General features: G+C 65.0%; 16 protein-coding genes. 9 read left to right on the top strand and 7 right to left on the bottom strand.

Translation table 11 applies throughout. The annotated features are described in order from the left end of the window. The first annotated feature begins 5 nt into the window (after nucleotides 1-5). The 7 genes from dapF to C1O66_RS24770 all read left to right on the top strand — a co-directional run bounded on the left by dapF (nucleotide 6) and on the right by C1O66_RS24770 (nucleotide 8,143). Nucleotides 6-875 (top strand): diaminopimelate epimerase, encoded by an 870-nt coding sequence (gene dapF / locus C1O66_RS12855; RefSeq protein ID WP_102768243.1) that lies wholly within the window; start codon nucleotides 6-8, stop codon nucleotides 873-875. Then, a complete protein-coding gene (locus C1O66_RS12850) occupies nucleotides 872-1,606 on the top strand; it encodes a DUF484 family protein (protein WP_102768242.1) in 735 nt (244 codons plus the stop codon). Before dapF ends, C1O66_RS12850 begins: the two co-directional genes overlap by 4 nt. Beyond that, nucleotides 1,581-2,600, top strand: a complete 1,020-nt coding sequence (locus tag C1O66_RS12845) for a tyrosine recombinase XerC (protein WP_102768241.1) — start codon at nucleotides 1,581-1,583, stop codon at nucleotides 2,598-2,600. Before C1O66_RS12850 ends, C1O66_RS12845 begins: the two co-directional genes overlap by 26 nt. Before the next feature lie 30 nt (nucleotides 2,601-2,630). Next, nucleotides 2,631-4,181 (top strand): hypothetical protein, encoded by a 1,551-nt coding sequence (locus C1O66_RS12840; RefSeq protein ID WP_102768240.1) that lies wholly within the window; start codon nucleotides 2,631-2,633, stop codon nucleotides 4,179-4,181. Between the two features lie 38 nt (nucleotides 4,182-4,219). Next, nucleotides 4,220-5,401: a class I SAM-dependent rRNA methyltransferase gene (locus C1O66_RS12835; RefSeq protein WP_102768239.1), complete on the top strand. Its 1,182-nt coding sequence runs from the start codon at nucleotides 4,220-4,222 to the stop codon at nucleotides 5,399-5,401. A 245-nt stretch (nucleotides 5,402-5,646) separates the two neighbouring features. Beyond that, a complete protein-coding gene (locus C1O66_RS12830) occupies nucleotides 5,647-6,816 on the top strand; it encodes a trypsin-like serine protease (RefSeq protein ID WP_243392788.1) in 1,170 nt (389 codons plus the stop codon). A 298-nt stretch (nucleotides 6,817-7,114) separates the two neighbouring features. Further along, the gene (locus C1O66_RS24770; protein WP_207795949.1) at nucleotides 7,115-8,143 is read left to right on the top strand and encodes a trypsin-like serine protease; all 1,029 of its coding nucleotides are present in this window, start codon (nucleotides 7,115-7,117) and stop codon (nucleotides 8,141-8,143) included. Nucleotides 8,144-8,226: 83 nt separating this feature from the next. On the opposite strand, the gene C1O66_RS12820 is transcribed toward C1O66_RS24770, so the two are convergent. Continuing rightward, on the bottom strand, nucleotides 8,227-8,715 hold the full coding sequence (locus C1O66_RS12820; protein WP_102768238.1) for an Lrp/AsnC family transcriptional regulator: 489 nt from the start codon (nucleotides 8,713-8,715) through the stop codon (nucleotides 8,227-8,229). A 184-nt stretch (nucleotides 8,716-8,899) separates the two neighbouring features. On the opposite strand from C1O66_RS12820, the gene glmS reads away from it, so the two are divergent. Continuing rightward, a complete protein-coding gene (glmS, locus tag C1O66_RS12815) occupies nucleotides 8,900-10,771 on the top strand; it encodes a glutamine--fructose-6-phosphate transaminase (isomerizing) (protein ID WP_102768237.1) in 1,872 nt (623 codons plus the stop codon). A 483-nt stretch (nucleotides 10,772-11,254) separates the two neighbouring features. On the opposite strand, the gene C1O66_RS23710 is transcribed toward glmS, so the two are convergent. Beyond that, nucleotides 11,255-11,575: a hypothetical protein gene (locus tag C1O66_RS23710; RefSeq protein ID WP_133155201.1), complete on the bottom strand. Its 321-nt coding sequence runs from the start codon at nucleotides 11,573-11,575 to the stop codon at nucleotides 11,255-11,257. 209 nt (nucleotides 11,576-11,784) lie between these two features. Continuing rightward, nucleotides 11,785-12,786: a hypothetical protein gene (locus tag C1O66_RS12810; RefSeq protein WP_133155200.1), complete on the bottom strand. Its 1,002-nt coding sequence runs from the start codon at nucleotides 12,784-12,786 to the stop codon at nucleotides 11,785-11,787. Nucleotides 12,787-12,999: 213 nt separating this feature from the next. Between C1O66_RS12810 and C1O66_RS23705 the strand changes: the two genes are divergently transcribed. Then, the gene (locus tag C1O66_RS23705) at nucleotides 13,000-13,302 is read left to right on the top strand and encodes a hypothetical protein (RefSeq protein ID WP_133155199.1); all 303 of its coding nucleotides are present in this window, start codon (nucleotides 13,000-13,002) and stop codon (nucleotides 13,300-13,302) included. A gap of 317 nt (nucleotides 13,303-13,619) precedes the next feature. Here the strand turns inward: C1O66_RS23705 and C1O66_RS12805 are convergent, their stop codons facing one another. The 4 genes from C1O66_RS12805 to C1O66_RS12790 are packed head-to-tail and all read right to left on the bottom strand — an operon-like array spanning nucleotide 13,620 to nucleotide 22,746. Further along, nucleotides 13,620-16,841: an ATP-binding protein gene (locus C1O66_RS12805; protein WP_102768235.1), complete on the bottom strand. Its 3,222-nt coding sequence runs from the start codon at nucleotides 16,839-16,841 to the stop codon at nucleotides 13,620-13,622. Next, on the bottom strand, nucleotides 16,838-18,754 hold the full coding sequence (locus C1O66_RS12800) for a trypsin-like serine peptidase (RefSeq protein WP_165794595.1): 1,917 nt from the start codon (nucleotides 18,752-18,754) through the stop codon (nucleotides 16,838-16,840). Before C1O66_RS12800 ends, C1O66_RS12805 begins: the two co-directional genes overlap by 4 nt. A gap of 22 nt (nucleotides 18,755-18,776) precedes the next feature. Next, nucleotides 18,777-19,919, bottom strand: coding sequence for a trypsin-like serine peptidase (locus C1O66_RS12795; protein ID WP_102768233.1), 1,143 nt, complete (start codon nucleotides 19,917-19,919; stop codon nucleotides 18,777-18,779). A gap of 7 nt (nucleotides 19,920-19,926) precedes the next feature. After that, the gene (locus tag C1O66_RS12790) at nucleotides 19,927-22,746 is read right to left on the bottom strand and encodes a phospholipase D-like domain-containing protein (protein ID WP_165794594.1); all 2,820 of its coding nucleotides are present in this window, start codon (nucleotides 22,744-22,746) and stop codon (nucleotides 19,927-19,929) included. Between the last annotated feature and the right edge of the window lie 30 nt (nucleotides 22,747-22,776).

Raw genomic sequence — 22,776 nt, 5'->3', positions numbered from 1 at the left:
CCGCGATGAACCTGCGCTTCACCAAGATGCAGGGCGCCGGCAATGACTTCTGTGTCATCGACGCGACCCAGCACGCCCTGACCCTCAGCCCCGCGCAACTGCAGCGCTTGGGCGACCGGCGCTTCGGTGTCGGCTGCGACCAGATCCTGGTGATCGAGTCCAGCCGCGCGCCTGGCGTGGATTTTCGCTACCGCATCTTCAACGGCAGCAGCGGTGCCGAGGTCGAGCATTGCGGCAACGGCGCCCGTTGCTTTGTGCGTTATGTGAACGAGAAAGGCCTGTCGGCCAAGCGCAGCATCACGGTCGAGACGGTCAACAAGCGCCTGGAGCTGCATCTGCGCGACGATGGCCGGGTCAGCGTGGACATGGGCGCGCCCATCTTCGAGCTGGCCCGTGTGCCTTTCAATGCCGAGGGCCTGAGCCCGCGGCTGCAAGGAGGTTTCGAGCTCTGGCCGCTGGCGGATCTTGGCGTTGAAGTCGCCGTGCTGTCCATGGGCAACCCGCATGCGGTGATGCTGGTGGACGATGTGGACCAAAGCCCGGTGGCGCAGCTCGGCCCCCAGGTCGAAACCCATGCGCGTTTCCCGCGCAAGGTCAATGTCGGCTTCTTGCAGATCGTTTCGCGCTCGGCGGTGCGCTTGCGCGTGTTCGAACGCGATGCCGGCGAGACCCTGGCCTGCGGCACCGGCGCTTGTGCGGCCGTGGTGGCTGGCATGCGTTTGGGCTTGCTCGATGCGGCCGTCGAGGTGCAGACCCGCGGCGGGGATTTGAAGATTGAATGGGCTGGCGCCGGTGCGTCATCGGCGGCCCTGGACGCGCCGGTCATCATGACCGGGCCGGCGCAAACCGTGTTTGAAGGAGAGATCTCGCTGTGAGCAGCCAAGCCCCCACCGTCACCGAGCAGGACATCGCCGACTTTCTGGCCCGCACCCCCAGCTTTTTCGAGCGCCACGCCGAGTTGCTGGCCAAGGTGCAGCTGAGCCACCCGCATGGTGCGCGCGCCGTGTCCCTGCAAGAGCGCCAGGCCGAAATGCTGCGCGAGAAGATCAAAGGCCTGGAGCAGAAGATCATCGAGATGATCCGCAATGGCCAGGAGAACGTGGCCATTGCCGACCGCCTGCACCGCTGGACCCAGGCCTTGATGCTGACCGTGGCCACGGCCGAGCTGCCGGCCGTGCTGCTGAAAGAGCTGCGCCACCAGTTTCTGATCCCGCAAGCCGGTCTGCGACTCTGGGGTGTGGATGCGGCCTTTGCCGAGCATGAATGCGCGCGCCCGGTCAGCACCGATGTGAAGAGCTTTGCCTCCAGCCTGAGCCAGCCCTACTGCGGCGTCAACTCGGGCTTCGAAGCGGCGGGCTGGTTGCAGGCCGCCGATGGCAGCGAGGGCGGCGCCACCTCCCTGGCCCTGATTCCCTTGCAACACGGCACGCCGGCGCGCAGCTTTGGCCTGCTGGTGCTGGGCTCGCCCGACCCGACCCGCTACACCGCCGAGATGGGCACCGAGTTCCTGACCCGCGTGGGCGATATCGCCAGCGCGGCCCTGGCCCGCTGGCTGCCAGCCGCACCGGCGCCCGCCGCTGATGAGCCCGCAGCGCAGGCCGACTGACGCGGCAGCCTCCGAGCGGCCTGCCGAAGCGGGGCCGCTGGCGCCCTTGCTGCAGGCCTATCTCGACCATGTGCGGGTGCAGCGCCGCCTGTCAGCGCGCACCTTGGTGATCTACACCGATGGCCTGCGCCGCTTGCAGGCTCTGGCCGAGGATGCGGGCATTGATCTGTTGCAACTGAGCAGCGCGCAGGCGAGGCGCTGGGCGGCGCGTCTGCATGCATCCAGCGAGGGACGGGCTGGCTTGGGGCCGCGCAGCATTGCCTTGCTGCTCTCGGTCTGGCGGGGCCTCTACCGCTGGTTGGGCCGGGAAGGGCGCGTGGCCTTCAACCCCTTTGATGGCTTGCGGCCACCCAAATCGGCCAAGCCCCTGCCCAAGGCCTTGGCGGTGGATGATGCCGTGCAACTGGCCAGTTACCGCGACGACAGCGCCGGGCAAGACCCGCGCCTGGAGGCGCGCGACCATGCCCTGGTCGAGCTGCTCTACGGCTGCGGCCTGCGCGTGGGCGAGCTGGAGGGGCTGGATGCCTGCGCTGGCCCGCAGGCGCGCGGCTGGTTGGATCTGGAGTCGGCCGAGGCTCATGTGCTGGGCAAGGGCGCGAAACGCCGCTCCGTGCCCATCGGCCAAGCCGCCTTGCAGGCCGTGCGGGCCTGGTTGGCCTTGCGGCCGCAGCTGGCTGCGGCGCAGGAGCCGGCGCTGTTTGTCGGCCCGCGCGGTGCTCGCCTCGGTGCCTCGCAGATCCGGCTTCGGCTCAAGGCGCGTGCGCTGGCAGCGGGCATGCCCACCCATGTGCATCCGCACATGCTGCGCCACTCTTTTGCCAGCCATGTGCTGCAGTCCAGTGGCGATTTGCGCGCGGTGCAGGAGCTGCTGGGTCATGCCCACATCACCACCACGCAGATTTACACCCAGCTGGATTTCCAGCATCTGGCGCGGGTCTACGACAGCGCCCACCCGCGCGCCAAGAAGCAGGCCGCGCCGTCCGACAAGCCCTAGTTCACCGTCTTTCTTTTCCGTTTCTCAACCATGTCCACAACTTTTGCCTGGATCGGCGCCGGCGCTCTGCTGGCTTTCAATGCGGCTGCACAGACCACCCAGCCGAATGGCGAGGCACCGGTGCTGGCTCGCATCAGCGAAACCCGCCCGGCAGCCATCGAGGCCAACTGGACACCGCTGCGCCTGCCCACCGGCAAGCGCATCGCCCTGCTGGGCGGCAGCTATCTGATGGCCATCGATGAAGACTGGGGTTTTGGCCCCAGCGTCTACGGTGCCGCCAAAGGCAATTACGGCGGCGTGTTCACGGTCGGCCTGACCGCGCAGCGACGCTGGCGCCTGGGCCAGAACACCCATCTGGCGGCCAGTCTGTACGCCGGCGCGGGTGGTGGCCTGAGCTCGTCCGAGGTGCGTTTTGGCGGTGGCCTGATGCTGCGGCCCGAGCTGTCCTTGCGCACCGAAGCGGGGGCCTGGTATTCGGGCGTGGCACTCAGCCATGTGAGCTTCCCCAGTGGCAATGTGAAGGGCAGCAGCATCGGCTTTGTGCTCGGCCGTGCCGCCAGCTTCAGCAGCTTTGCACCCACCGATGCCGGACGCTTCGGCCGCTCCACCCAGCGCACTGGCCTGGGCTTTGACGAGATCACCGTGCAAGGCGGCCTCTACAAGCCGCGTGCCGGCACGCGCAACCGCAGTGGTGTGGCCAGCACGGCCCGCATGGGCAAGGCCGGCGCCGATCTGCGCCACTACATCGCCGAGGGCAGTTGGTGGGGTGTGGAAGCGTCGGGCGCGGCCCAGGGCGGCGCTGATGGTTATATGGAAGTGCTGGCCAATGCGGGCCAGGACTGGGCCATTGGCCACCCCTCGCTGCGCCTGGGCGGCCAACTGGCCGTGGGTCTGGGGGGTGGCGGCAATATCGACACCGGCAGCGGCTGGCTCTTGCGCGCCGGCCCCAGCTTGCGTTGGCAAACCCCTTGGGGCCCCAGCGTTCGCCTGGACGCCGGCCTGGCCCGCGCCACCGCCGGCAACTTCAAGTCCGGCTTTGTGCGCCTGGGCCTGAGCCTGCCGCTGGACCGCCCGCCCAGCTTCAATGCCTGGGGCATGGAGGAGAGCAAGCCCGGCGTGGTGCGTACCCAGCAGCTGTTCACCAGCGTTCAACACCTGGGCAAGGTCCGCTTCAAGGATGGCCGCCAGGAGTCCATCACCCAGCTGGGCCTCATGATGACGCGCGAGCTGACGCCCCATGTCTACGGCATCGGCCAGGCCGGCAGTGCGGCCTGGGGCTCGGCTGGCGCCTATTCCTATGGTTTGGTGGGTCTGGGCGTGCAAGCGCGGCCCTGGGCGGCCCAGCCGCGCTGGAGCGTGGGCGCCGAGCTGATGGCCGGCGCGGCCGGCGGCGGCGGGGTGGCCGTGGCCGGCGGCGCCGTGGCGCAGGGCGAGGCCTGGACCCAGCTGAATCTGGGCCAGGAAGAGCGCCTGCGCCTGCGCGTGGGCCTGGGCCAGTGGCGCAGCCTGCGTGGCGACAAGCAAAGCACCAGCCTGCTCAATGTCTCGATCGGCTATGCCTTTGGCAGCCTGACGCGCTGAGCCGCGGCATCCACACTTCCAAAGAAGAAAGCGAAGCGATGAAGAAAATCGTCATCCGTGCCGGCAAGGAGCGCTCGCTGCAGCGCCGTCACCCTTGGGTGTTTGAGAGTTCGATCGCACGCGGCAGCGCCGATGCGGGCGAGACCGTGCGGGTCGAGTCGGCCGAGGGCGCCTTCCTGTGCTGGGCGGCGTTCAGCCCGCAATCTCAGATTCGCCTGCGTGCCTGGAGCTTTGACGAAGGCCAGCGCATTGACGCTGCCTTCTTCCGCCAGCGTCTGGACCGTGCCCTGGCGGTGCGCACACGCCTGCCGATTGCCTCGGATGCGCTGCGCCTGGTTCACGGCGAGGCCGATGGCCTGCCGGGCCTGATCGTCGACCGCTATGGCGACACTCTGGTGGCCCAGTTCCTGTCCAGCGGCGCCGAGCGCTGGAAGGCGGTCATCGCCGACCACCTCTTGGCCGCCACCGGCCTGAGCCGCCTGTTCGAGCGATCGGATGCGCAGGTGCGCGAGTTGGAGGGCTTGCCCCAGGTGACCGGCTGGCTGCGTGGCGAGGGCGCCACGGAAGTGACGATCAGCGAACACCAGTGGCGCCTGAGTCTGGACGTGGCCGAGGGCCACAAGACCGGCTACTACCTGGACCAGCGCGACAACCGCAAGAAGTTCGCCGACACCGTGCGCCAGTACGGCTGCCAGTCTGTGCTGAACTGCTACAGCTACACCGGCGGCTTTTCGGTGGCGGCGCTGGCGGGCGGGGCGCAGGAGGTGGTCAGCGTGGACTCCTCGGCGCCGGCCCTGGCCCGCGCCACGGCCCATGTGGCGCTGAACGGCTTTGCGCCTGAGCTGCACCGGGCGCTGGATGCCGATGTCAACGCCACCTTGCGCGGTTTTCTGAAAGAAGGCCGGCAGTTTGACGCCATCGTGCTGGACCCGCCCAAGTTCGCGCCCACGGCTGCCCACGCCGAGCGCGCCGCCCGCGCCTACAAGGACATCAACCGCCTCGGTCTGCGCCTGCTCAAGCCGGGTGGCGTGCTCTTCACCTTCTCCTGCTCGGGTGGCATCAGCCCGGATCTCTTCCACAAGATCGTGGCCGGTGCGGGCCTGGATGCCGAGGCCGATGGCTTCATCCTCGATCGCGTCGGCGCGACGCCCGACCATCCGCAGACCATCTGCTTCCCCGAGGGCGAGTACCTCAAAGGCTTGCTGATCCTGAAAAGCTGAGGCCTGCGCGGCTGCTCTTTGTGCGCTTCGCAGGGCGGCGGCGCGCTTCCTGGTGGTTTCCCTTAGTGGAAATTCCTGCCCCGGCTGAAGGGGGTGAAGGGCTGGGAAGCCGTGCCATATTCACGACCTGGGTTTGTTTGAAACCAACCCGAAACCATCCACCCGCCGCGGCCAGAAGCCGAAGAGCACAAACAGGGTGGACAGATCGTCGCAAGACAGAAGCACAGCATCGAGAGGGACTCAGCGTGGCAAAGAACAAAGCAACTCTTCACTGGATCGCGGCGGCCGCCTTGTTGGCCATGGCCGGCGGCGCACAGGCACTGGGCAATCAGCAGGCGCCGAACCAGAGCCTGCCCAGCAGCGTGGGCGGCCTGGGCAATCTGGACCCGCTGACCGGCAACACCAGCTCGCCCTCGAACTGGCGCTTCGCCCCCGGCCAGAGCATTGCCGGCGTGGCCGGCCTGCTGGACGGCGTGGCCCGTCTGAGCTTCACCACCAGCGGCGGCGGCAGCTATGGCTGCTCCGGCTCGCTGCTGGCCGGTGGCCAGTATGTGCTGACCGCGGCGCATTGCGCCGATGACTTCACCTCGATGAAGGTGCAGTTCGGCTGGTTCAATGGCACGGCCACCGTGACCCGCAACGTCGCCGTCGGCGACGCCATCCTGCACCCGGCCTGGCAGGGCTTCAACAACTCGGCCGACAACGGCTCGGACATCGCCATCCTGAAGCTGGATGCGGCCGTGACCACCATCCATGGCTACAAGCTGAGCACCACCAACGATGTCGGCAAGACCCACATCATGGCCGGCTACGGCACGACCCAGAACGCCAACGTCAACTCCGGCACCAACTGGAACGATGGCGCATACGGCCACTACGCCTTCAACACCTTTGACGTCGACAGCAAGACCTTCAACAAGGCCGTGGGTGACACCCTGGGCGCGGGCTGGGGCTACAACCCCGACTACTACCGCCATGGCGTGACCTATATGGTCGATTTCGATCGTGGCACCGCAGCCAACAACACCCTGCAACGCATCGCCGACGCCACCGGCAACCAGTTCAGCAGCGATCTGGGCCAAGGCGGCGTTGAAGGCCTGATCGCCGGTGGCGATTCGGGTGGCGGCGACTTTGTCTGGAACGGCTCCGAGTGGGTGCTGTCCGGCGTGCATTCCTGGGGCTGGCAAGGCAATGCCACGAATGGTTTTGGTGCCTGCGACTTCCTGGGTCTGAGCGGTTGCGACAACGCCATGAACAACAGCGCCAGCTATGGCGATCTGTCCGGTTCCACTGCGGTGTTCTCGCATGGCCAATGGATTGCTTCGGTCACCGCCGTGCCCGAGCCGCAAACCTACGCGCTGATGGCTCTGGGCCTGCTGGCTGTGGGCGCCGCTGCACGCCGTCGCAAGGCTTGAGCATGGGCCGCCTCGAAGCCCGGGCCGCGGCCTGGGTTTCGGGCCTCAAACAAGCGACCTTCGGGTCGCTTTTTTCATGCGCTTGTCATGGAGGCGCAGAGGGCAATCCGGGTTTGTCCCGGCCCGTGATCCGGGGGGCATGGCGCCTTGGGCTCATGGCATATTCACGGCGCGGTCACACGGGCTCGCGCTTCCGAACAGGAGGCGAGGTGCGGGCCTTGGGCGACGAGGGCTCATGGCCTGTGCTCACCCTTCCGCGCATCAACACAAAGACACAGTCTTCGAGGAGAACTTTTTTATGAACCACCCCTCCACACGCCTGCAGCGCGGCCTGATCGCCGCCGCTGTGGCCTTGACGGCCAGCGCATCGGCCATGGCGCAAACCTCTGCCAGCGATTACTTCGTCGGCAAAGAGGCTCTGGTGGTCTCCACCGGCAACCCGGCTTCCTGGGTCCTGCAACCCGGCGCTGACAGCGGTGCGCTCGATGGCGTGGCCCGCTTGCTCTATTCCAATGACCAAGGCGGCTGGATCTGCTCGGGATCCCTGCTGGCTGGCGGCCAGTATGTGTTGACCGCTGCACACTGCGCCGACAACTTCAACTCGATGACGGTGGACTTCAAGCAAGGCGCCGTGACTCGCAATGTGGTCCAGGCTTGGGTGCACAGCGGTTGGACTGGTGCCCTGGGCACCGGCGCTGACATCGCCATCGTCAAGCTGGACCAGGCCGTCACCGACATCAACGGCTTCGCCCTGAGCACCAGCAACGATCTGAAGAAAGACTTCCTGCTGGCAGGCTATGGCCTGACCGGTACCGGTGCCACCGGTAACAGCGGCGGCTTCGACTGGGGCAAGGCGCACTACGGCTACAACACCATCGACGTGGCAGATCAGGGTGCATTCGGTGTCGAGTACATCAGCGACTTTGACAACGGCAGCAACGCCAAGAACGCCATCGCGCGCCTGGGTGCCGCCTGGGGTACGGGCTGGACCAGCAGCACCGGTTTGGGTGCAGGCCTGGAGGCTCAAATCTCCGGCGGTGACTCCGGCGGCGGCGATTTCGTCTGGGATGCCGACAACAACCGCTGGCTGCTGGCTGGCGTGCATTCCTGGGGCTGGGGTGCCTGCAATGCTGCGCTCGGCGTGGAAGACTGTGATGCCCTGGCTGGCACCAACTCCAGCTTCGGCGACCTGGCTGCGTCCACGGCCGTGTTCTCGCATGCCGAATGGATCGGTTCCATCACGGCCGTGCCCGAGCCGCAGACCTATGCCTTGATGGCCCTGGGCCTGCTGGCCGTGGGCGCCAGCGTGCGCCGCCGCAAGGCCTGATCACTGCACGACACAGGCGACAGGAAAGGCGACCTTCGGGTCGCCTTTTTTCTGGGCGCCTGGCTTTGGTGAGGTGACGGGCTTCAGAGCTTGGGCAGGGCAATGCGTGGCTCGAATTTGCCGCGCCGCACGCTGAAAAAGGCCTTGACGTTGCGCACATTGGCATCCTGCGTGAACAGGCGCAGCACCAGGGCCTGGTAGGCCGCCATATCGGGCACCTGCAGGATCAGCACAAAGTCCGGCCCCGGCGAGACCTGATAGCACTGCTGCACCGCCGCTTCACCCAGCACACGGGCTTCAAAGGCCTGCAGGTGCTCGGCGCCCTGGCGGTCCAGCGTGATCTCGACGATGGCGCTCAGGCCGGCGCCCAGCTTCTCGGCCGAGAGCAGGGCGACGCGGCGCTCGATGATGCCGCTGTCCAGCAGGCGCTTGACCCGGCGCAGGCAGGTGGCTGGCGAGACATGGGCTTGCTGCGCCAGGTCCTGGTTGGACAGCGAGGCGTCTTGTTGCAGCAGTTCCAGGATGCGCAAATCGGTGGCATCCAGGCTCAGCGTCTCGATCGAATCGTTCATTTCAATTCATTCCGTGAAATATGTTGTCGCACAACATGATGGGTGATTGATTATTTCAATCTGATTGAAAAATTGAAAGCAATGATTTCATGCCTGTGCCTACGATGCGCTCCATTGCAACCTCATGCAGCGTGCTCAGGTCCTCAGCGACGGAGCGCCGCAACATCTTCAGGAGACCAGAGTCATGTGTGGAATCGTCGGTGCCGTCAGCCAGCGCAATATCGTCCCCATCCTGATCGAGGGCCTCAAGCGCCTCGAGTACCGCGGCTATGACTCCTGCGGCGTCGCCGTGCACCAGGACGGCGGGCTCAAGCGCGCCCGCAGCACCTCGCGCGTGGCCGAGCTGACCGGCCTGGCCGCCGAGGACGGCATCGCCTCCGGCACCGGCATTGCCCACACCCGCTGGGCCACCCACGGCGCCCCCGCCGTGCACAACGCCCACCCGCATTTTTCGCATGGCCCCAGCGCCGGTTCCGACAGCGTCGGCCGCATTGCCTTGGTGCACAACGGCATCATCGAGAACCACGACGAACTGCGCGCCGAGCTCAAGACCCGCGGCTATGTCTTCACCAGCCAGACCGACACTGAAGTCATCGCCCACCTGATCGACCACCTCTACCAAGGTGATCTGCTGGAGGCTGTGCAGCAAGCCCTGCCGCGCCTCAAGGGCGCTTACGCCGTGGCCGTGTTCTGCCGCGATGAGCCGCACCGTGTGGTGGCTGCGCGCGAGGGTTCACCCCTGGTGCTGGGCGTGGGCATGGAGGCCGCCGATGGCGAACACTTCGTCGCCTCTGACGCCATGGCTCTGGCCGGTGTGACCGACCAGATCGTCTACCTGGAAGAGGGTGATGTGGTGGACCTGCAGCTGGGCCGTTTCTGGATCAGCCGCCTCAACGTTGAAACCGGCCGTTATGAAGCGCAGCAGCGCGAGGTGCGCACGGTGCACGCCCACAGCGGCGCGGCCGAGCTGGGCCCCTATCGCCACTACATGCAGAAGGAAATCTTCGAGCAGCCCACGGCAATCGCCAACACGCTCGAGTCCATCACCAGCATCAGCCCCGAGCTCTTCGGTGACGGTGCCTACGGCATCTTCAAGGAGGTCGATTCGGTGCTGATCCTGGCCTGCGGCACCAGCTACTACTCGGGCTCCACCGCCAAGTACTGGCTGGAGTCGATCGCCAAGATCCCCACCAGCGTGGAGATCGCCAGCGAGTACCGCTACCGCGACAGCGTGCCCAACCCGCGCACCCTGGTGGTGACCATCAGCCAGAGCGGTGAAACCGCCGACACCCTGGCCGCCCTCAAGCATGCCCGCGCCCAGGGCATGAAGCACACGCTGACCGTCTGCAATGTCTCCACCAGCGCCATGGTGCGCGAGTGCGAGCTGGCCTACATCACCCGCGCCGGCGCCGAGATCGGCGTGGCCTCGACCAAGGCCTTCACCACCCAGCTGGTGGGTCTGTTCCTGCTGACCCTGGCCCTGGCCCAGACCCGCGGTCACTTGAGCGAAGCGCAGGAAGCCGAGCATGTGAAGGCTCTGCGCCACCTGCCCGTGGCGGTGCAAGCCGTGCTGGCGCTGGAGCCCCAGGTCATCGCCTGGAGCGAAGAATTCGCCCGCAAGGAAAACGCGCTCTTCCTCGGCCGCGGCCTGCATTACCCGATCGCCCTGGAAGGCGCCCTGAAGCTCAAGGAAATCAGCTACATCCACGCCGAGGCCTACCCCGCCGGTGAACTCAAGCACGGCCCCCTGGCCCTGGTCACCGCCGAGATGCCCGTCGTCACCGTGGCGCCCAACGACACCTTGCTCGAAAAGCTCAAGAGCAATATGCAGGAAGTCCGCGCCCGCGGCGGCCAGCTCTACGTCTTCGCCGACGGCGACACGCAGATCGAAAGCGAGCCGGGTCTGCACGTGATCCGCATGCCCGAACACTACGGCGCCCTGAGCCCCATCCTGCACGTGATCCCGCTGCAGCTGCTGGCTTACCACACGGCTTGCGCACGTGGAACGGACGTAGACAAGCCTCGTAACCTGGCGAAGTCGGTCACTGTGGAATAAACGTTAGGTATTGTTGACTCCAACAAACAAAGTCCGTCGAGATCGACGCTCGTAAGTCGTTGATCTGTCTACATTGGCGTCGAGCTGGAAAGTCCGTCGGAAGTCCTGCAATCAGAGGCTCGAGAAACGTCGATCCAAATTAAGTCCGTCGAAGCGAAATTTGTGGCCGATTTGACCCGGATCAGGCTCGGAAAAAACTACTCTTTAGGGTCCTTGGAGCCACTATGAAAGGCCACGCCGCAGCGGTTGCTGACGGTCGCGGCCGGAGCCCGCGTGGCGGCAATGTGCCCAAAGCAGAAGTTCCAGATCCACCGCGATGGAACGCACCGCAGCGGTTGCGGTCCTAAGCCTTGCCGAACTCGACGCCCGCAAGCGGTCGTTCAACGTGCGAGGTCAGCGGGCGGCGCAGCCGTCCGCTGCAATGGCCAGTTAAAGGTCTGGGTCGCACCACAACTCGGTAGCTTGACGAAGCCTCTGGGACAATCATTCATTGACGGTCCAATAGCCTTTCTGCCCGATCGCTGCGTCGCGAGGCAGATCTGGAAGACTGGGAGGAAGCGTATCAACATCGGATGCAGCACAACGGAAGTAGAAGTAGTTGTGCCATTCGGGCGAAGGAGCGTCCAGCGGCAAATCCAACGGAACGCCTTGCAGTACGAAGCGTTCACTGTCGCAATGATCTGCGATGAAGCCCGGAACTTCGTCAAACCCGTCGGCCTCCTCCAGCCTTTCAGGATCGAGGAACCGATTCAACTCAGCCGCAATGTCGGCGAGTGCACACCTTCCGGAATTTGAGCACTTCATTGCGGAACAGGTCGTGGTCGCTGCACATACTCTCCGGCTTTGGGTCCATCCGAACCTCGTTTAGTTTGCGGGCAACTACTATGGATGGGGTTGAAATCTTGCGGCATCCACTCATAAAATGCTCGCATGCCCTGTATTCATGCGGGCGCGTGTATTTTTATGACCGACCACTTGGTAGGGATTTTATTAACAGGCAGAATTTTAACTTGTTATCGAGGCGTAATGCCAGATTTCATGAGTGACTCTGCAAAATCTTTTGTTGCTCTAACTTGGACGGACACGAAGTCATTTGCATTTTCATCGTAGTAGATGTGCTCTACCCGATACTCGTAGTTGGATGCTGACGGATCGAGACGGCGCCACCTCCGCCAAAGTCCATTTGGGGTTGCCTCAATCCGTACTAGAGGGAGGTCTACCCCATCAAGATGCACGAGAAGATCTACGTACGGAGATCCGCCTTTTGATTTTGTAACGGTTGTCGCAGTGAAAGCTAGTTTGCTTGGGGGGCGACCTAGATGCGGAAGCTCAATAATATTAGAAGCCGTCCGATCATTAAGTGAAACCACCTCAAGTACGGAGAGATTCACCAGGGTCGCTTGGAGTTGTAGTTTTGCTTCCAAGTCGTTGGCCCTATTTGTCTGCTCTACAGTTTTCTGCCTAAGCGATTCGACTCGAGACTCGGCGGCGGATGCAGCAACATCCGCAGCTTTGATTGCTCCATCCGCACGAGCAAGCCTATCCGTCGACTTAACTGCATAATTGAGAAGCTTGTCGGAAGCCGCTAGCATCTGGCTCTCCGTTTTCACGGTGAGACTTTCGAGCCGCACCTCAGTTTCGCTGCGCATCTTTTCTGCGCGCGCTGAAATGTCATCAAGCTGCTTGCTTCTGTCCTGAATCTCTAGGTGCTTCTGATGGAGATTCTGCTGCGTGTTGGCTAGCGCAGTGGTTTGCAATTTCAAATCATCTGCCGTCTTGGCGATACTTCCCTTTACATCCCACCCCAAGTAGCCGAGCATCAGCGCTACTGCAGCAAATGACGGGAGAAATCTGGTGATCAAGAACTGCTGGAAAACTTCTTTCGCCTTTCTCTCAAGGGCAAACTCAACCACCTTTCCCTCCAGGAGTTTTGTGGCGTCTGAACTTTCAAGGTAGGCATTGACGCTGGCCGCAAGTACGTGGTACTCGGGTGAGTCAGGCGTGATCTTGTCCATCTGATACTCCAAGTGTTTGAAGCCTCGGGCTGTGCCCTAGTGCGGCCAACGAACAGCGTTTATCCGCTGCGCGGGCGAGGTTGGAGCAATTCTTGGCGCAGCGGCGGCGGGCAAACCTGTCGGACTGAACCGCCCAGCCGAGGGTGTGCCAGGCGGGAGCGACATGGGGAATAAGTTTCAAATCCCCAACTGGGTCAGTACGGATTCACTTGGGTGAGCGAGCCGCCCCTGCCCCTTTCGACCGCGACAGTCGCGCAGCCGGAAAGAGCCGTCAGGCCAGCAAGAAGCAGCGCAGCGACAAGCTGTCTCATCATCACCTCCCGAAAATGTCCGGCGATTTTGCTGACGGTCCGGGAGCGGCGCACTCACAGTATTGAGGATGACGCCGATGTCTTTCGATACTTCTCGCTAGTGAAGCGGACATTGCCAACGCGATGGCATGTTGCCGACCACGATGTCGAATTTGCCCTTCAGCTCCGGCAGCTCGCGCAGGCTCCCGAGTTCATCGTCGACTGAAGCTGGATGCAGATGGTCCCCCAAGCGCCGTTGCAATCGCCGGGTCAGTCGGTGGTTGGCAGAACTCCCGCAATGGGGTCAATCTGTGGCTGGCGCACACACTGGTGTCCACCTAATTGGTTTGGTGGAGACCATCCTGGCCATAGTTGACGGCCCGTTCAAGATGAGTTGGCCGGACGCATACATCGCTTCTTCAGTGCAGCCACAAAAGTGGCCGTCGGGGAGCCCGCCGTCGGGCAGCGCAAGGTGCTCGACCCAAAAGGCCAGAGCCAACGAGGCTGCGACGCGAACTCCGAACGGCGCTGGCTACATGCTCATCAAGCATGCCAGCCCCTCTGTAGGGCTAGCTCCTTCAATGTCTCATGCCACCGGAGGAGAACAACGGCGATGTCCGAGATCGTCTGCGGGTAGGCCTCCTCCCCCTTGGCCTCCGGCAACAGGAACTGCGCCCGCCTCTCGGATTTCCACCTGGCCAGTGCCTTCGCGAGCTCCAGGAAACGGCCCGCCCTCACCGTCTCGAATATGATTTCGCCTGCGCCTGCGGATCGCGACGGCAGGAATTCCAGCCGTTCCAGGTACTCCCGCAGGCCGGGTTCGCCCCCCGACAAAGCCGTTGCCAGCGCATGCTCGAACAACAGGTTCCAGTCGCTGTGATCAAACACCATCAGATAGCGGATGCAGGGGATGAACTCTCCGCTCTCGCGCACGGCCGTGGTCAGCAGGCGACTGCGTTTCCGCCATAGCCTGTCGCGCTCATCCAGGTCGTCGGGCGGACGCGTCCCTAGCACGTCCTTGAGCACTGTGGTCAACTGCGGGTCGCGTAATCCGTGACTCCGCACCCTCGGCAGGAACCTGGACAGCTGCACCCACTTCGCGACAAGTTCGCGCTCTGCCCGCGGGCTGGACAGGATCGCCCACCGGAGGATGTGCCGTGAAGCGTTCCAGCGCCGGTCAGAGACCTGGGCGATGTCACCGCCCTGCATCTCCCGGAGCTCCTTCAGCGTCATGCAGACGTTCTTCTGCAGACGGCCGATCAGCAGGAACGACGTGGCTTCCGTGCACACGACGGCATCCCAGTTCTGCAGGTAGTCGGTCGCTTCGGAGATCTCAGCGGCCGAGTCCCCCGACTTCGCGGCGATGTGGATTGCCAGCCGGACCAGATCGGCGCGCGCATTGCGGCCGGCGCCGCGAGACGTCGGCAGCTCGAGCAGCGCACGCGAGATCAGCGCACGGCAGTCCTTCCATCGCCCCGCCCGGAAGAGTAGCCGGGCGGCGACACCGACCAGCGCCGGCGCCTTGGCCCCGTGCTCGAAGTCCGGTCCGAGTGCCGCGCGGATGGTTTCCACCGCCAGCATCGGCTGGTCGCTGAGCAGGAACTGGTTGCAGAACCCAGTCGCCCATGCCACCGCCATGCCGCGCGGCAGGCGTTGCACCTCCTCCGGCAGCAGGCCCTCGCGATTGCGCACCTTAAGGAATAGTTCAGCATCAGAGCCTGCGGGAAATTCCTCCGGGTCGATCCGCGCGTCCGTGACCCGCCCCACGGTCCAGAGCCTGTCCAGGGCCTCGAATGACTCGCCTCGCCACAAGCCGTGATAGACCGCTTCGGCCCCCGCCGCAGGGTCGCCTTCCGCGGCCTTTTCGCTGAAATAGTCGAACGCGAGGCGATGAAGAAGATCGAACTGCGGTCGATCGCGGAGCCTGATCAGCGGCAGCATCTCGTTGCGCACGTCCTGCCGGTGCCTCAGGGCCGTGAGGTCGCGTTCCACCAGGGAGACTTCCCTGGAGAAGGCGTCGAAGATGTCCTGGGCCTGCCTCTCGTCGATGGCCGACGGATCGAAATCGGGAATAGCCGGGTTCGGTGCGGGCGTGCCCGGTCCCATGACACGGACGATGACCTCAGGCGTGATACGGCGTACCACTAGCCCCGGGTCGGCCAGTGCGCGGACACGATCATCCCGCACATGGTTGAGGATCCGGCGGATCAGAATGCCGTTGATCATGCATGTCGCCGCGTCCCCTGTTTCACCGGAAGCCAGCTCCGCCATGATGGAGCGCGCGATCTCGTTACCGCTTTCAGGGCAATCCGGCGTCAGCAGGCCGGCGGCCATGCGGATTCGCAGCGGATGCACGCGCAGCTTCTCCAGCGTGAGACCCTTGCGCCGGGTGGCCAGCATTTCGGCCAGCTCGATGGCGACTTTCGGACTCATCGGCTTGGAGGCCCGTTCGGCCAGGCGGCCGAGCAGAGTCGCCGCGCCATGGACGTCTATCCCCTTTAGCTCTTCCTGGTCCACCTCGCCCGCGAAGCCGTCGAGGCGACGGCGTCCGGAGATCACCAGCCGCAACCTGGGCCAGTCGGCGGTGACGAAGGGCCGCAGGAAGCGCTCGATGTGGACCACCTGGTTGGCGTCGTACTGCACGATCTCGAAGGTGTCGAGCACGAGCAGCACGGGGCGTTGCCATTCGAATGTGCTTTCCAGGCTGTCCAGCAGCGTGTCGACCTGCTGGTGGAACGCGTCGACGAGTTCCTGCAGCAGCCGGCCCGAATCGGGCCCCTGGGCGACGCTCTCCGACTGCAGCGCCAAGGCCCGGTCGCGCAGTTCGCTCAGCCCTGCTTCCAGTGCCTCGAACTGCGCCGAGACCTGCTGGCAGATCTCGGCGAACATCCCGAAGTGATCCTTCGGGCTGATGCTCGGCCGATCGAAGTCGAGGTACGCGACCGGATACTTCCGGTCCCCGGCGTTCATGTGCTCAAGCATGAAGCGCGACAGCAGCGTCGTCTTGCCGACGCCTCCCGTCCCCCAGAGCACCAGCGGCTTGCGCCCCGTCAGCACCCGCTTGAGATGCCCGAAGGTGCGGGTCACCGTATCGATCAGCGACTTCGCCGAGACGGCGCCGACGAAGGCCCGCAGCCGCTCGAGTTCGTCGTCGCGCCCCACCACGTCGCGCTCGTAGTCCTTGCCGCAGACGCGCTCGAACTGTTCGATCATCCGGCGCTTGCGGATCAGTCCGTCCAACTGGTTTAAGGGCATCGGCGGTGTTACCGCCTCCACGCCGCTGAGCACCGATGCGGCGACCCGCAACGCCTCCAGGCGCGGGAGCGCCATCGATTCGTCGACCAGCGTCTGTCCCGAAAGCGTCAGGCGCAAGGCCTCGCTGACCGGGTCCGCGAAGCGCGTGGCGGTGCGCGCCACCGCCGCCGTGAGCTCGGTCGACCCCGAAGCCAGCTGCAGCACCTCGGTGCGCGCGTCGCGCCTCAGTTCCCATTCAGTGCCTGTGGCTGTAATCGACGGTTCGGAGAGCTGCAGGACCGTCTCTTCCGCGTCGGGACGACCGATCCTGATCGACAGGCCCTGGGCCAGCTGCGAGGGAAGGAAGGATGAGACGACGGCGGCATCGAGTAGCAGGGGCCAGGCCGGACTGTCGTCCAGGCGTTCGTTCCTTTCCGGTACGTGAGGCTTCGAGCTTGCACCCTGCATGGCGCGCATGGCCCAGGCCGGCAACGACGACAGGTCTTCCTCCTCGCTCGGTGGGGTGCTCATGGCGTGTGCGCGCTTTCGAGGAAGTCGACGACCTTCGCGGCCAGAGCCTTGCGGGCCGACTGTGGTGCGGCCGCACGACTGTTGTCCTTGAGAGTGGTGACCGCAATGGCTCGCAGGAAGTTCTCGGGCAGTGCGGCTTCCAACTGATCGATCGATTGCCATGCGTTCTGCATGCATTCCCTGAACCCATCGGGCAGATCGGCGTCGCCGCGTAGATCTTCCTTCAGATGATCCATGCCAGCGGCGGGCAAGGGTGCCGTGCTCAGGAACAGCCAGCGCAACTGGGGAATTTCGACGACCTGGCCGGCATCGCGCACGCCGACCAGCGCCGTGACCAGCTCGCGCAGGCCATCCGTCCAGAAGACGGTATCGTTAGGAGGCACTGCCACGTCGATGATCACCCATGCCGGAAAGTTGCCGGGCTGAGCCTTTGCATGCCGAACCAGCTGTCTGGCCACCCAGGCCGGTAGGTCGAGTCCCAGCCAACGCTCGCGAGTCTCCGTCGAGGTCTGCTGCGGCCGGGGATCTTTCGGATCGGAAGCCACGCCGAGCTGTTCTACCAGGGCCCGGGCGAATTCTTCCGGTGCCAGCTTCTGCATGTTGCCGGGGCCAAAGCGCACGACCTGCGCCTGATTGCCCAGCATCCGTTGCAACAACGCGATCGTGAAACGCACGAAGGTGCCGTAGTCGCCGATGACCGACATCACCCGCTTCCCGTCCCCGGTCATCATCTCCTCAATGTATTCGCGGAATACGCGCCTGCCGATGATGGGGCGCGGCTCGCGGGTGTTGTCGTTCAGCGACCACACCGTCGTCGCCTGCTTGTCGGGATCCGGAGGGTCTTGCCAAGCCGCACAACCCCGAAGATCGGCTGCGATGGTATCGATCCGGACGCCCTGGTTCACGCGGTCTTCCGGCCTGGGCGCGGGCGGCCCGGGCGGCGAATCGACCGCGGCGTTGTGCAGGGCGAGGAGCTCGCCGTTCGCATCCACTGCCGCTCCGCCGGACGATCCCTGCGCGGTGCTGACGCGATACCAGGCGCGTGTCGAGGACGCGTCCAACTGCTCAAGGTAACCGACGTCCAGCTGTTGAGCCATGCCGGCCGGGTGCTGGAAAACGACGACGCGCTTCTTGCTCACGTAGTCGCATTCCTCCTTGGGCAGCTGCAACCAGCCCCGGATCCATCCCCCGCCGACGCGGCTCGGCCGGTTGCCGATGTCGCGCTCGAGCCGCACGACCACATAGTCATGCTGCAAGCCGACAGCCTCGGCGGCGGCAGTCCCCTCTCCCGGGCGCGTCCGCCGTGCATGGACGAGCCACTGCGCGGCGGCACGCACGACTACGACCCTGCCTGAACGACCCCCAGCGGTGCCGCTCAGTTGCGGGGGCGGTTCGTGCTGGTAGTCGAATACGAACTGGAGTTCGCTCCCTACCGCGTCCTGGATGAAGGTGTCCGCAGCGCCGTTTGGGCGCAGGCATTCCGGGATGACGTGGTAATTTGTCAGGACCAGGTCGGGGCCAATGAGGAAGCCCGTCCCCCGCAGTTCATTCTTCACGGCTACAGCGCAGACCACGCTGCTGACGCGCGGCAACATTCGCTGGAAAGTCGCCGAGTTGAAGAAGGGTTCGTAGTCCGTCAGCAAGGCCTGCAGTTGCGGGGAGTCCAGTCTGCGTCCTTCCAGGATCTCTCGCAGCCCGACGACCAGATAGGGGTTTTGCTTGGCTTCACGCTTGAGCAGCGCCAGCGCTTCTTCCAGCTTGTCAGCGTCGACCAGCCGGGTCACCAGCTTGCTTGATAAGGCCGCCATGTCGCCAACGCTGTCGCCTTCCACCCGCAGCAGGTCGATATCCAGCGACGCGCTCGCGAGCCACGACAGGCTGCCGGGCGACAGAGTGCGCACGAAGAGTTGCACCAGGTCTTCTATTTGGTAGGGGCTAGGCTTTGCCATGCTGCTTGACGATGCCGTTCTTCAGGATGTTTCCCATGACATGGGCGGTCAGTCGCGCCACAGCCACCGCCGCATTCGCGTCCCCGATGATGCCCTCCGGATCCGAAGACCGCCCACCCCGGTGCGTGCCTAGCACCTGGTGGGTGTAAAGGTCGAAGATCGGGGACCCCGAGTTGCCACGCAAGGTCGAACAGTCGTGTTCGAAGTTCGTCGCGCCGTCGCGCAAGGCTGTGGTCCGGCCGGGCGAGCAACGCTTGCGGCCGTCGGCGTCTCCGAAGACGGACAGCACCTCGGTGCCCGCCAGGCGTTGTAGCGGGTGACCGACTGCGTACACCGGCTGCCCTTCGAAGGTCGGTGTCGGACCGTCCGAGTAGGCGCCCAGCAAGGTCTCGTCGTCGGACACCGCCAGCGCATTCGGCAGCGTCCCGCCGTTCGACGCCAGCCTCAGCACCGCCATGTCGATCGCGGGCTCTGGCGCACAGGCCTGCAGCGCGTTCGCGGCAAAGCGCAGAGGCGTGGCGGGCTCGTCGGTCGCACCGAAGTCAGCGACGCAGGTCCAGCGTGGATCGAGGGACCAGTCCGCCACCGGCAACGCGGCGTCGGGAACAAGCAGTCTGACCACGTGCCGGTTTGTCACGATAAGGTCGGCACCCAAACGCCATCCGGTGCCGATGTGCTCCTCCCTGCCGTTCGCGAAGACCCGGTACAGCTTTGCCACCGAAGCGGCTGCCTTGTCGACCTGCTTGCGATGCGTGCCGAGCCAGGCGGTCCAGAGCTCGTTACCCCTGCTGGCGTTTTCCGGAGACTGCACCTTGCCCAGCGGCATGCGTAGGGCCGGACGGCCGATCACCTGGACGATGACCTCGAGCGCGTCGTGCATGAACTCTCGTGCCGCGGCGTCGCCCTGCGTCGCCGAACAGTTGAGGCCACGGTCCGCGGCGTCGAGGACGGTCTGGGCGGCGGCCTCCAGGCTGATTGGGTCGGCCGGATGCAAGCGCGCCAGATGAAGGACCACGCCTTGCTTCAGCTGGGCGCGGTCGATCTGTTCGCCCCCTCCGATCGACTGCAAGGCTCCGCCCGCCGACAGAAGTTGCCGCGTGGTCGCCAGGAGCGCGTCGAAGCTGCCCATGCCCGCCCTAGCGTTCGAGGTACTCAGCCAGGCTCATTCGTACGAAACCCGGCGGCGGCTCGTCCCCTTCGGCCAGACGCGGCGCCGCTTCCGGTTGCAGGACTTCGAACTTCAAGGCGTTCGCACGCTGCCAGTCGGCCTCGAACACCTCCAGGAAATAGGCGGCGACCTCGCGGTCGTCGAAGATCAGGCTGGCATCGCGGTTAAGCGTGACGCCGTCGGAGCTCCAGTTGTGGCTACCGATCAGCACCCGATGGCCGTCGACCACGATGCCCTTGGTATGGGTATTTGCCAAGCGCCTTACGCAACGCTCGACATCGAGGCCGTTGAGTTGCAGCGCCCGCATGTCGTCGAGGAAACCGTCGCCGCCACTGCGAAGGATGATGCGGCAGTCATCCAGGACCCGGGACTTGCGCGTGATCGCATCGACCAGGACCTTCAGGTTGCCTGACGTTACCCCGGCGAAGCTGATGTACTGGTTCTGGAAGACGAGCTGTTCCTCGGCCGATTCGATCAACGCCAGCACCGCCTCTGTGAACACTTTCCCCTGGCGGTCCGGCGTCAGCAGGGGTTTCACCCGCACCCGGCGCAGTCCGATCTCCAGCGGCTCGAAGACCCGCTGGGCCGCGGCCTCCAACACCATGGCCTCTTCGAGGACGGCGGGAACGTCGACCATGACCGGGTCCTCGACGGCTTCCAGCGTCCCGCCGAGCTCGTCGCGGCAGACCCGCAGGTCCTCGAGGATGTGGTTGCGGAACAGGTCGGCCAGCTTCCGGTTGCTCAGGCTGACGTGCCATTCCCGGTTGCCGGCGCGCGAGGTGGCGCGCGGATCGTTCAGGTCGGCGTCGGCGATCAGCGGCTGGCTGGCGCGTTTCCAGTTGCCGCTAGAGAGCCAGACATCCTGCTCGTCGCGCACGCTGACCTTGATGTGGTACGAGTTGGCAACGAGTCCCCGGCCGCCGGTCGGGACGTAGATGTTCTCGAAGTTGTCGGGATGACGGAGTTCCCAGTCCGCGAAGGTTTTGCTGCGGTCGAAGTCACCTGCGGCGATCTTGCCGCTGGCGGGGTTGCGTGTCTGCCGCGCGGCCACCAGCTTCAGGTCGATTCCCTCATCGAGCTTCCCGCCAACCGCGCCGGCGATGTGCGCCGCATGGAATTCGTAGATCGACGACACGAGCCGCTCGCGTGTCCCCGCCAGGAAGGCCGCCAACTGCGTCCAGCTGCGTTCCGGCCCCACGTGCAGGGTCACCGTCATGTCCTCGTTCAGCCACTTGAAGCGGAACGCTTCGCCGCGCCGGTCGGCATCGTTGTACGCGATCGACGAAGCGGCGGCTTCGACCGCCATCGTTCCCGGCGCCCGGCCGCGTTGGTCCAGCACCGAGGCCGGTTCGACGACGACCTCGAATCCCTGGAAGCTTCTCGGCGCCACGGCCTCGATCGGTAGGATGCGCGCTGGATGGGCTGAGACGATCAGACCGGTCGACGCCAGACGTCCATGGGCGACGAGGGCTCCCGCGCGCACCGCATGAACGCCGGGCACTTCGCCGAGCATGCGCTCTAGGGATCGGGCCGCCTGATCGGCGTCGGACGATGAGGGGGCGCCGGGCGCCCCGATCGCGCCGCGGGCCTCCAGGAAATCGACCGGGCCGACGCAGACGTCGATCTGCAAGGGAATGGTCAGCGACAGCTTGCGCACGCCGGAGCCGGCGGGGGGGCTCCCACCAGGTGACGGCGACGGCGCCTCTGAGGCCGACCTCGGAGCGGGGGAGGTTGGCTGTGGGCACGCGGACCCTGAAGGCCGGACCTCGCGCCAGGGCGCCCGGTGCAGGTAACGCCGGATCTCCGATGCGGGCACGGCGTAGTTCTCTACCCGGTACAGGCCCGCAAAATGCAGCGCGACCGCATGGCCGCTTCCCATGTTCATGACCACCGCCCCGGAGTTGCCTCCCAGCGTCGAGCAATCGTGGGTGGCCCAGCCGCGGCTCTTCGGCCCCATCAGGCCCGGCGCGATGCGCTTGATATCGTAGGTTCCGCCGAAGACGCGGTCCATCCAGGACTGGTCCGGAATGATGTAGGCCGGCGCACGTGCGGGATAGCCGATCACCACGACGGCATCGCCGTCTTGGGCGTCCTGGTCCGCCAGGATCAGGTGCCTGCCCTCGGTCTGTCCGTTGGCCGCCCCCACTTCGAGGAAGGCGATGTCCGCCTTCTTCTCGTCGGGTTCGATCCACAGCACGCGCCTAATCGCCGCGACTGCGGACTCGGGAACGGCGTGCTCGCGCCGGTAGTCGACCGTGGCGACGAGCCTCTCGCCGAACCGCCCTGGCTTGAAGACGAAACCCTCGCCGCCGGCCTTGGCCATCAGTTCCGCCACGTGGCGGTTGGTCACCACGATCCCGGGGGCCACCAGCCATCCAGTGCCGAGGAAAGGCAGGTTGCCTGCATAGTTGGCGACATCGATGCGTCCGATCTGTGGCAACCAGGGTTCGATGGTCGGCGCGGCCGCCTGCAGTTCATCGAGGATGCTGCGGGCTTCGACATCCACTTGCGTGCCGCTGAACTGGATGGCGTCGTGCTGGACCATCAGCGCCGGGCGGCCTTCGCGGACCAGGGTCTCGAGAACGAGGTCGTCAAAGACATCGTCGCCGCCCGTGCTTTCCAGCGCGATGCCGCCTTCAACAGCCAGCGTCGAAGAAGCATGGCGTTCCCGGACCAGGCGCCTCCCTTTGGCCATCAGCTGCGCATGCAGCTTAGGATCGCGCTGCGCCAGCTTGTTGAACCATCGTGCATGGCGGTTGACACGTTGAGCTGCGTCGTCATCAATCATGTCGGCCTCGCGGACTTTGGTTACGAGTTG

It is taken from the genome of Paucibacter aquatile (genome assembly GCF_002885975.1).
Taxonomy (GTDB): Bacteria; Pseudomonadota; Gammaproteobacteria; order Burkholderiales; family Burkholderiaceae_C; genus Paucibacter_A; species Paucibacter_A aquatilis.
The sequence above is the reverse complement of the archived record's forward strand: the minus strand, read 5'-3'. Positions and strand labels throughout refer to the sequence as shown.

Bases quoted from the DNA above. Each gene is read 5' to 3' on its own strand.
- dapF (WP_102768243.1), top strand. From the start codon at position 6: ATGAACCTGCGCTTCACCAAGATGCAGGGCGCCGGCAATGACTTCTGT.
- C1O66_RS12845 (WP_102768241.1), top strand. From the start codon at position 1,581: ATGAGCCCGCAGCGCAGGCCGACTGACGCGGCAGCCTCCGAGCGGCCT.
- C1O66_RS12840 (WP_102768240.1), top strand. From the start codon at position 2,631: ATGTCCACAACTTTTGCCTGGATCGGCGCCGGCGCTCTGCTGGCTTTC.
- C1O66_RS12835 (WP_102768239.1), top strand. From the start codon at position 4,220: ATGAAGAAAATCGTCATCCGTGCCGGCAAGGAGCGCTCGCTGCAGCGC.
- C1O66_RS24770 (WP_207795949.1), top strand. From the start codon at position 7,115: ATGAACCACCCCTCCACACGCCTGCAGCGCGGCCTGATCGCCGCCGCT.
- C1O66_RS12820 (WP_102768238.1), bottom strand. From the start codon at position 8,715: ATGAACGATTCGATCGAGACGCTGAGCCTGGATGCCACCGATTTGCGC.
- glmS (WP_102768237.1), top strand. From the start codon at position 8,900: ATGTGTGGAATCGTCGGTGCCGTCAGCCAGCGCAATATCGTCCCCATC.
- C1O66_RS23710 (WP_133155201.1), bottom strand. From the start codon at position 11,575: ATGAAGTGCTCAAATTCCGGAAGGTGTGCACTCGCCGACATTGCGGCT.
- C1O66_RS12810 (WP_133155200.1), bottom strand. From the start codon at position 12,786: ATGGACAAGATCACGCCTGACTCACCCGAGTACCACGTACTTGCGGCC.
- C1O66_RS12805 (WP_102768235.1), bottom strand. From the start codon at position 16,841: ATGAGCACCCCACCGAGCGAGGAGGAAGACCTGTCGTCGTTGCCGGCC.
- C1O66_RS12795 (WP_102768233.1), bottom strand. From the start codon at position 19,919: ATGGGCAGCTTCGACGCGCTCCTGGCGACCACGCGGCAACTTCTGTCG.
- C1O66_RS12790 (WP_165794594.1), bottom strand. From the start codon at position 22,746: ATGATTGATGACGACGCAGCTCAACGTGTCAACCGCCATGCACGATGG.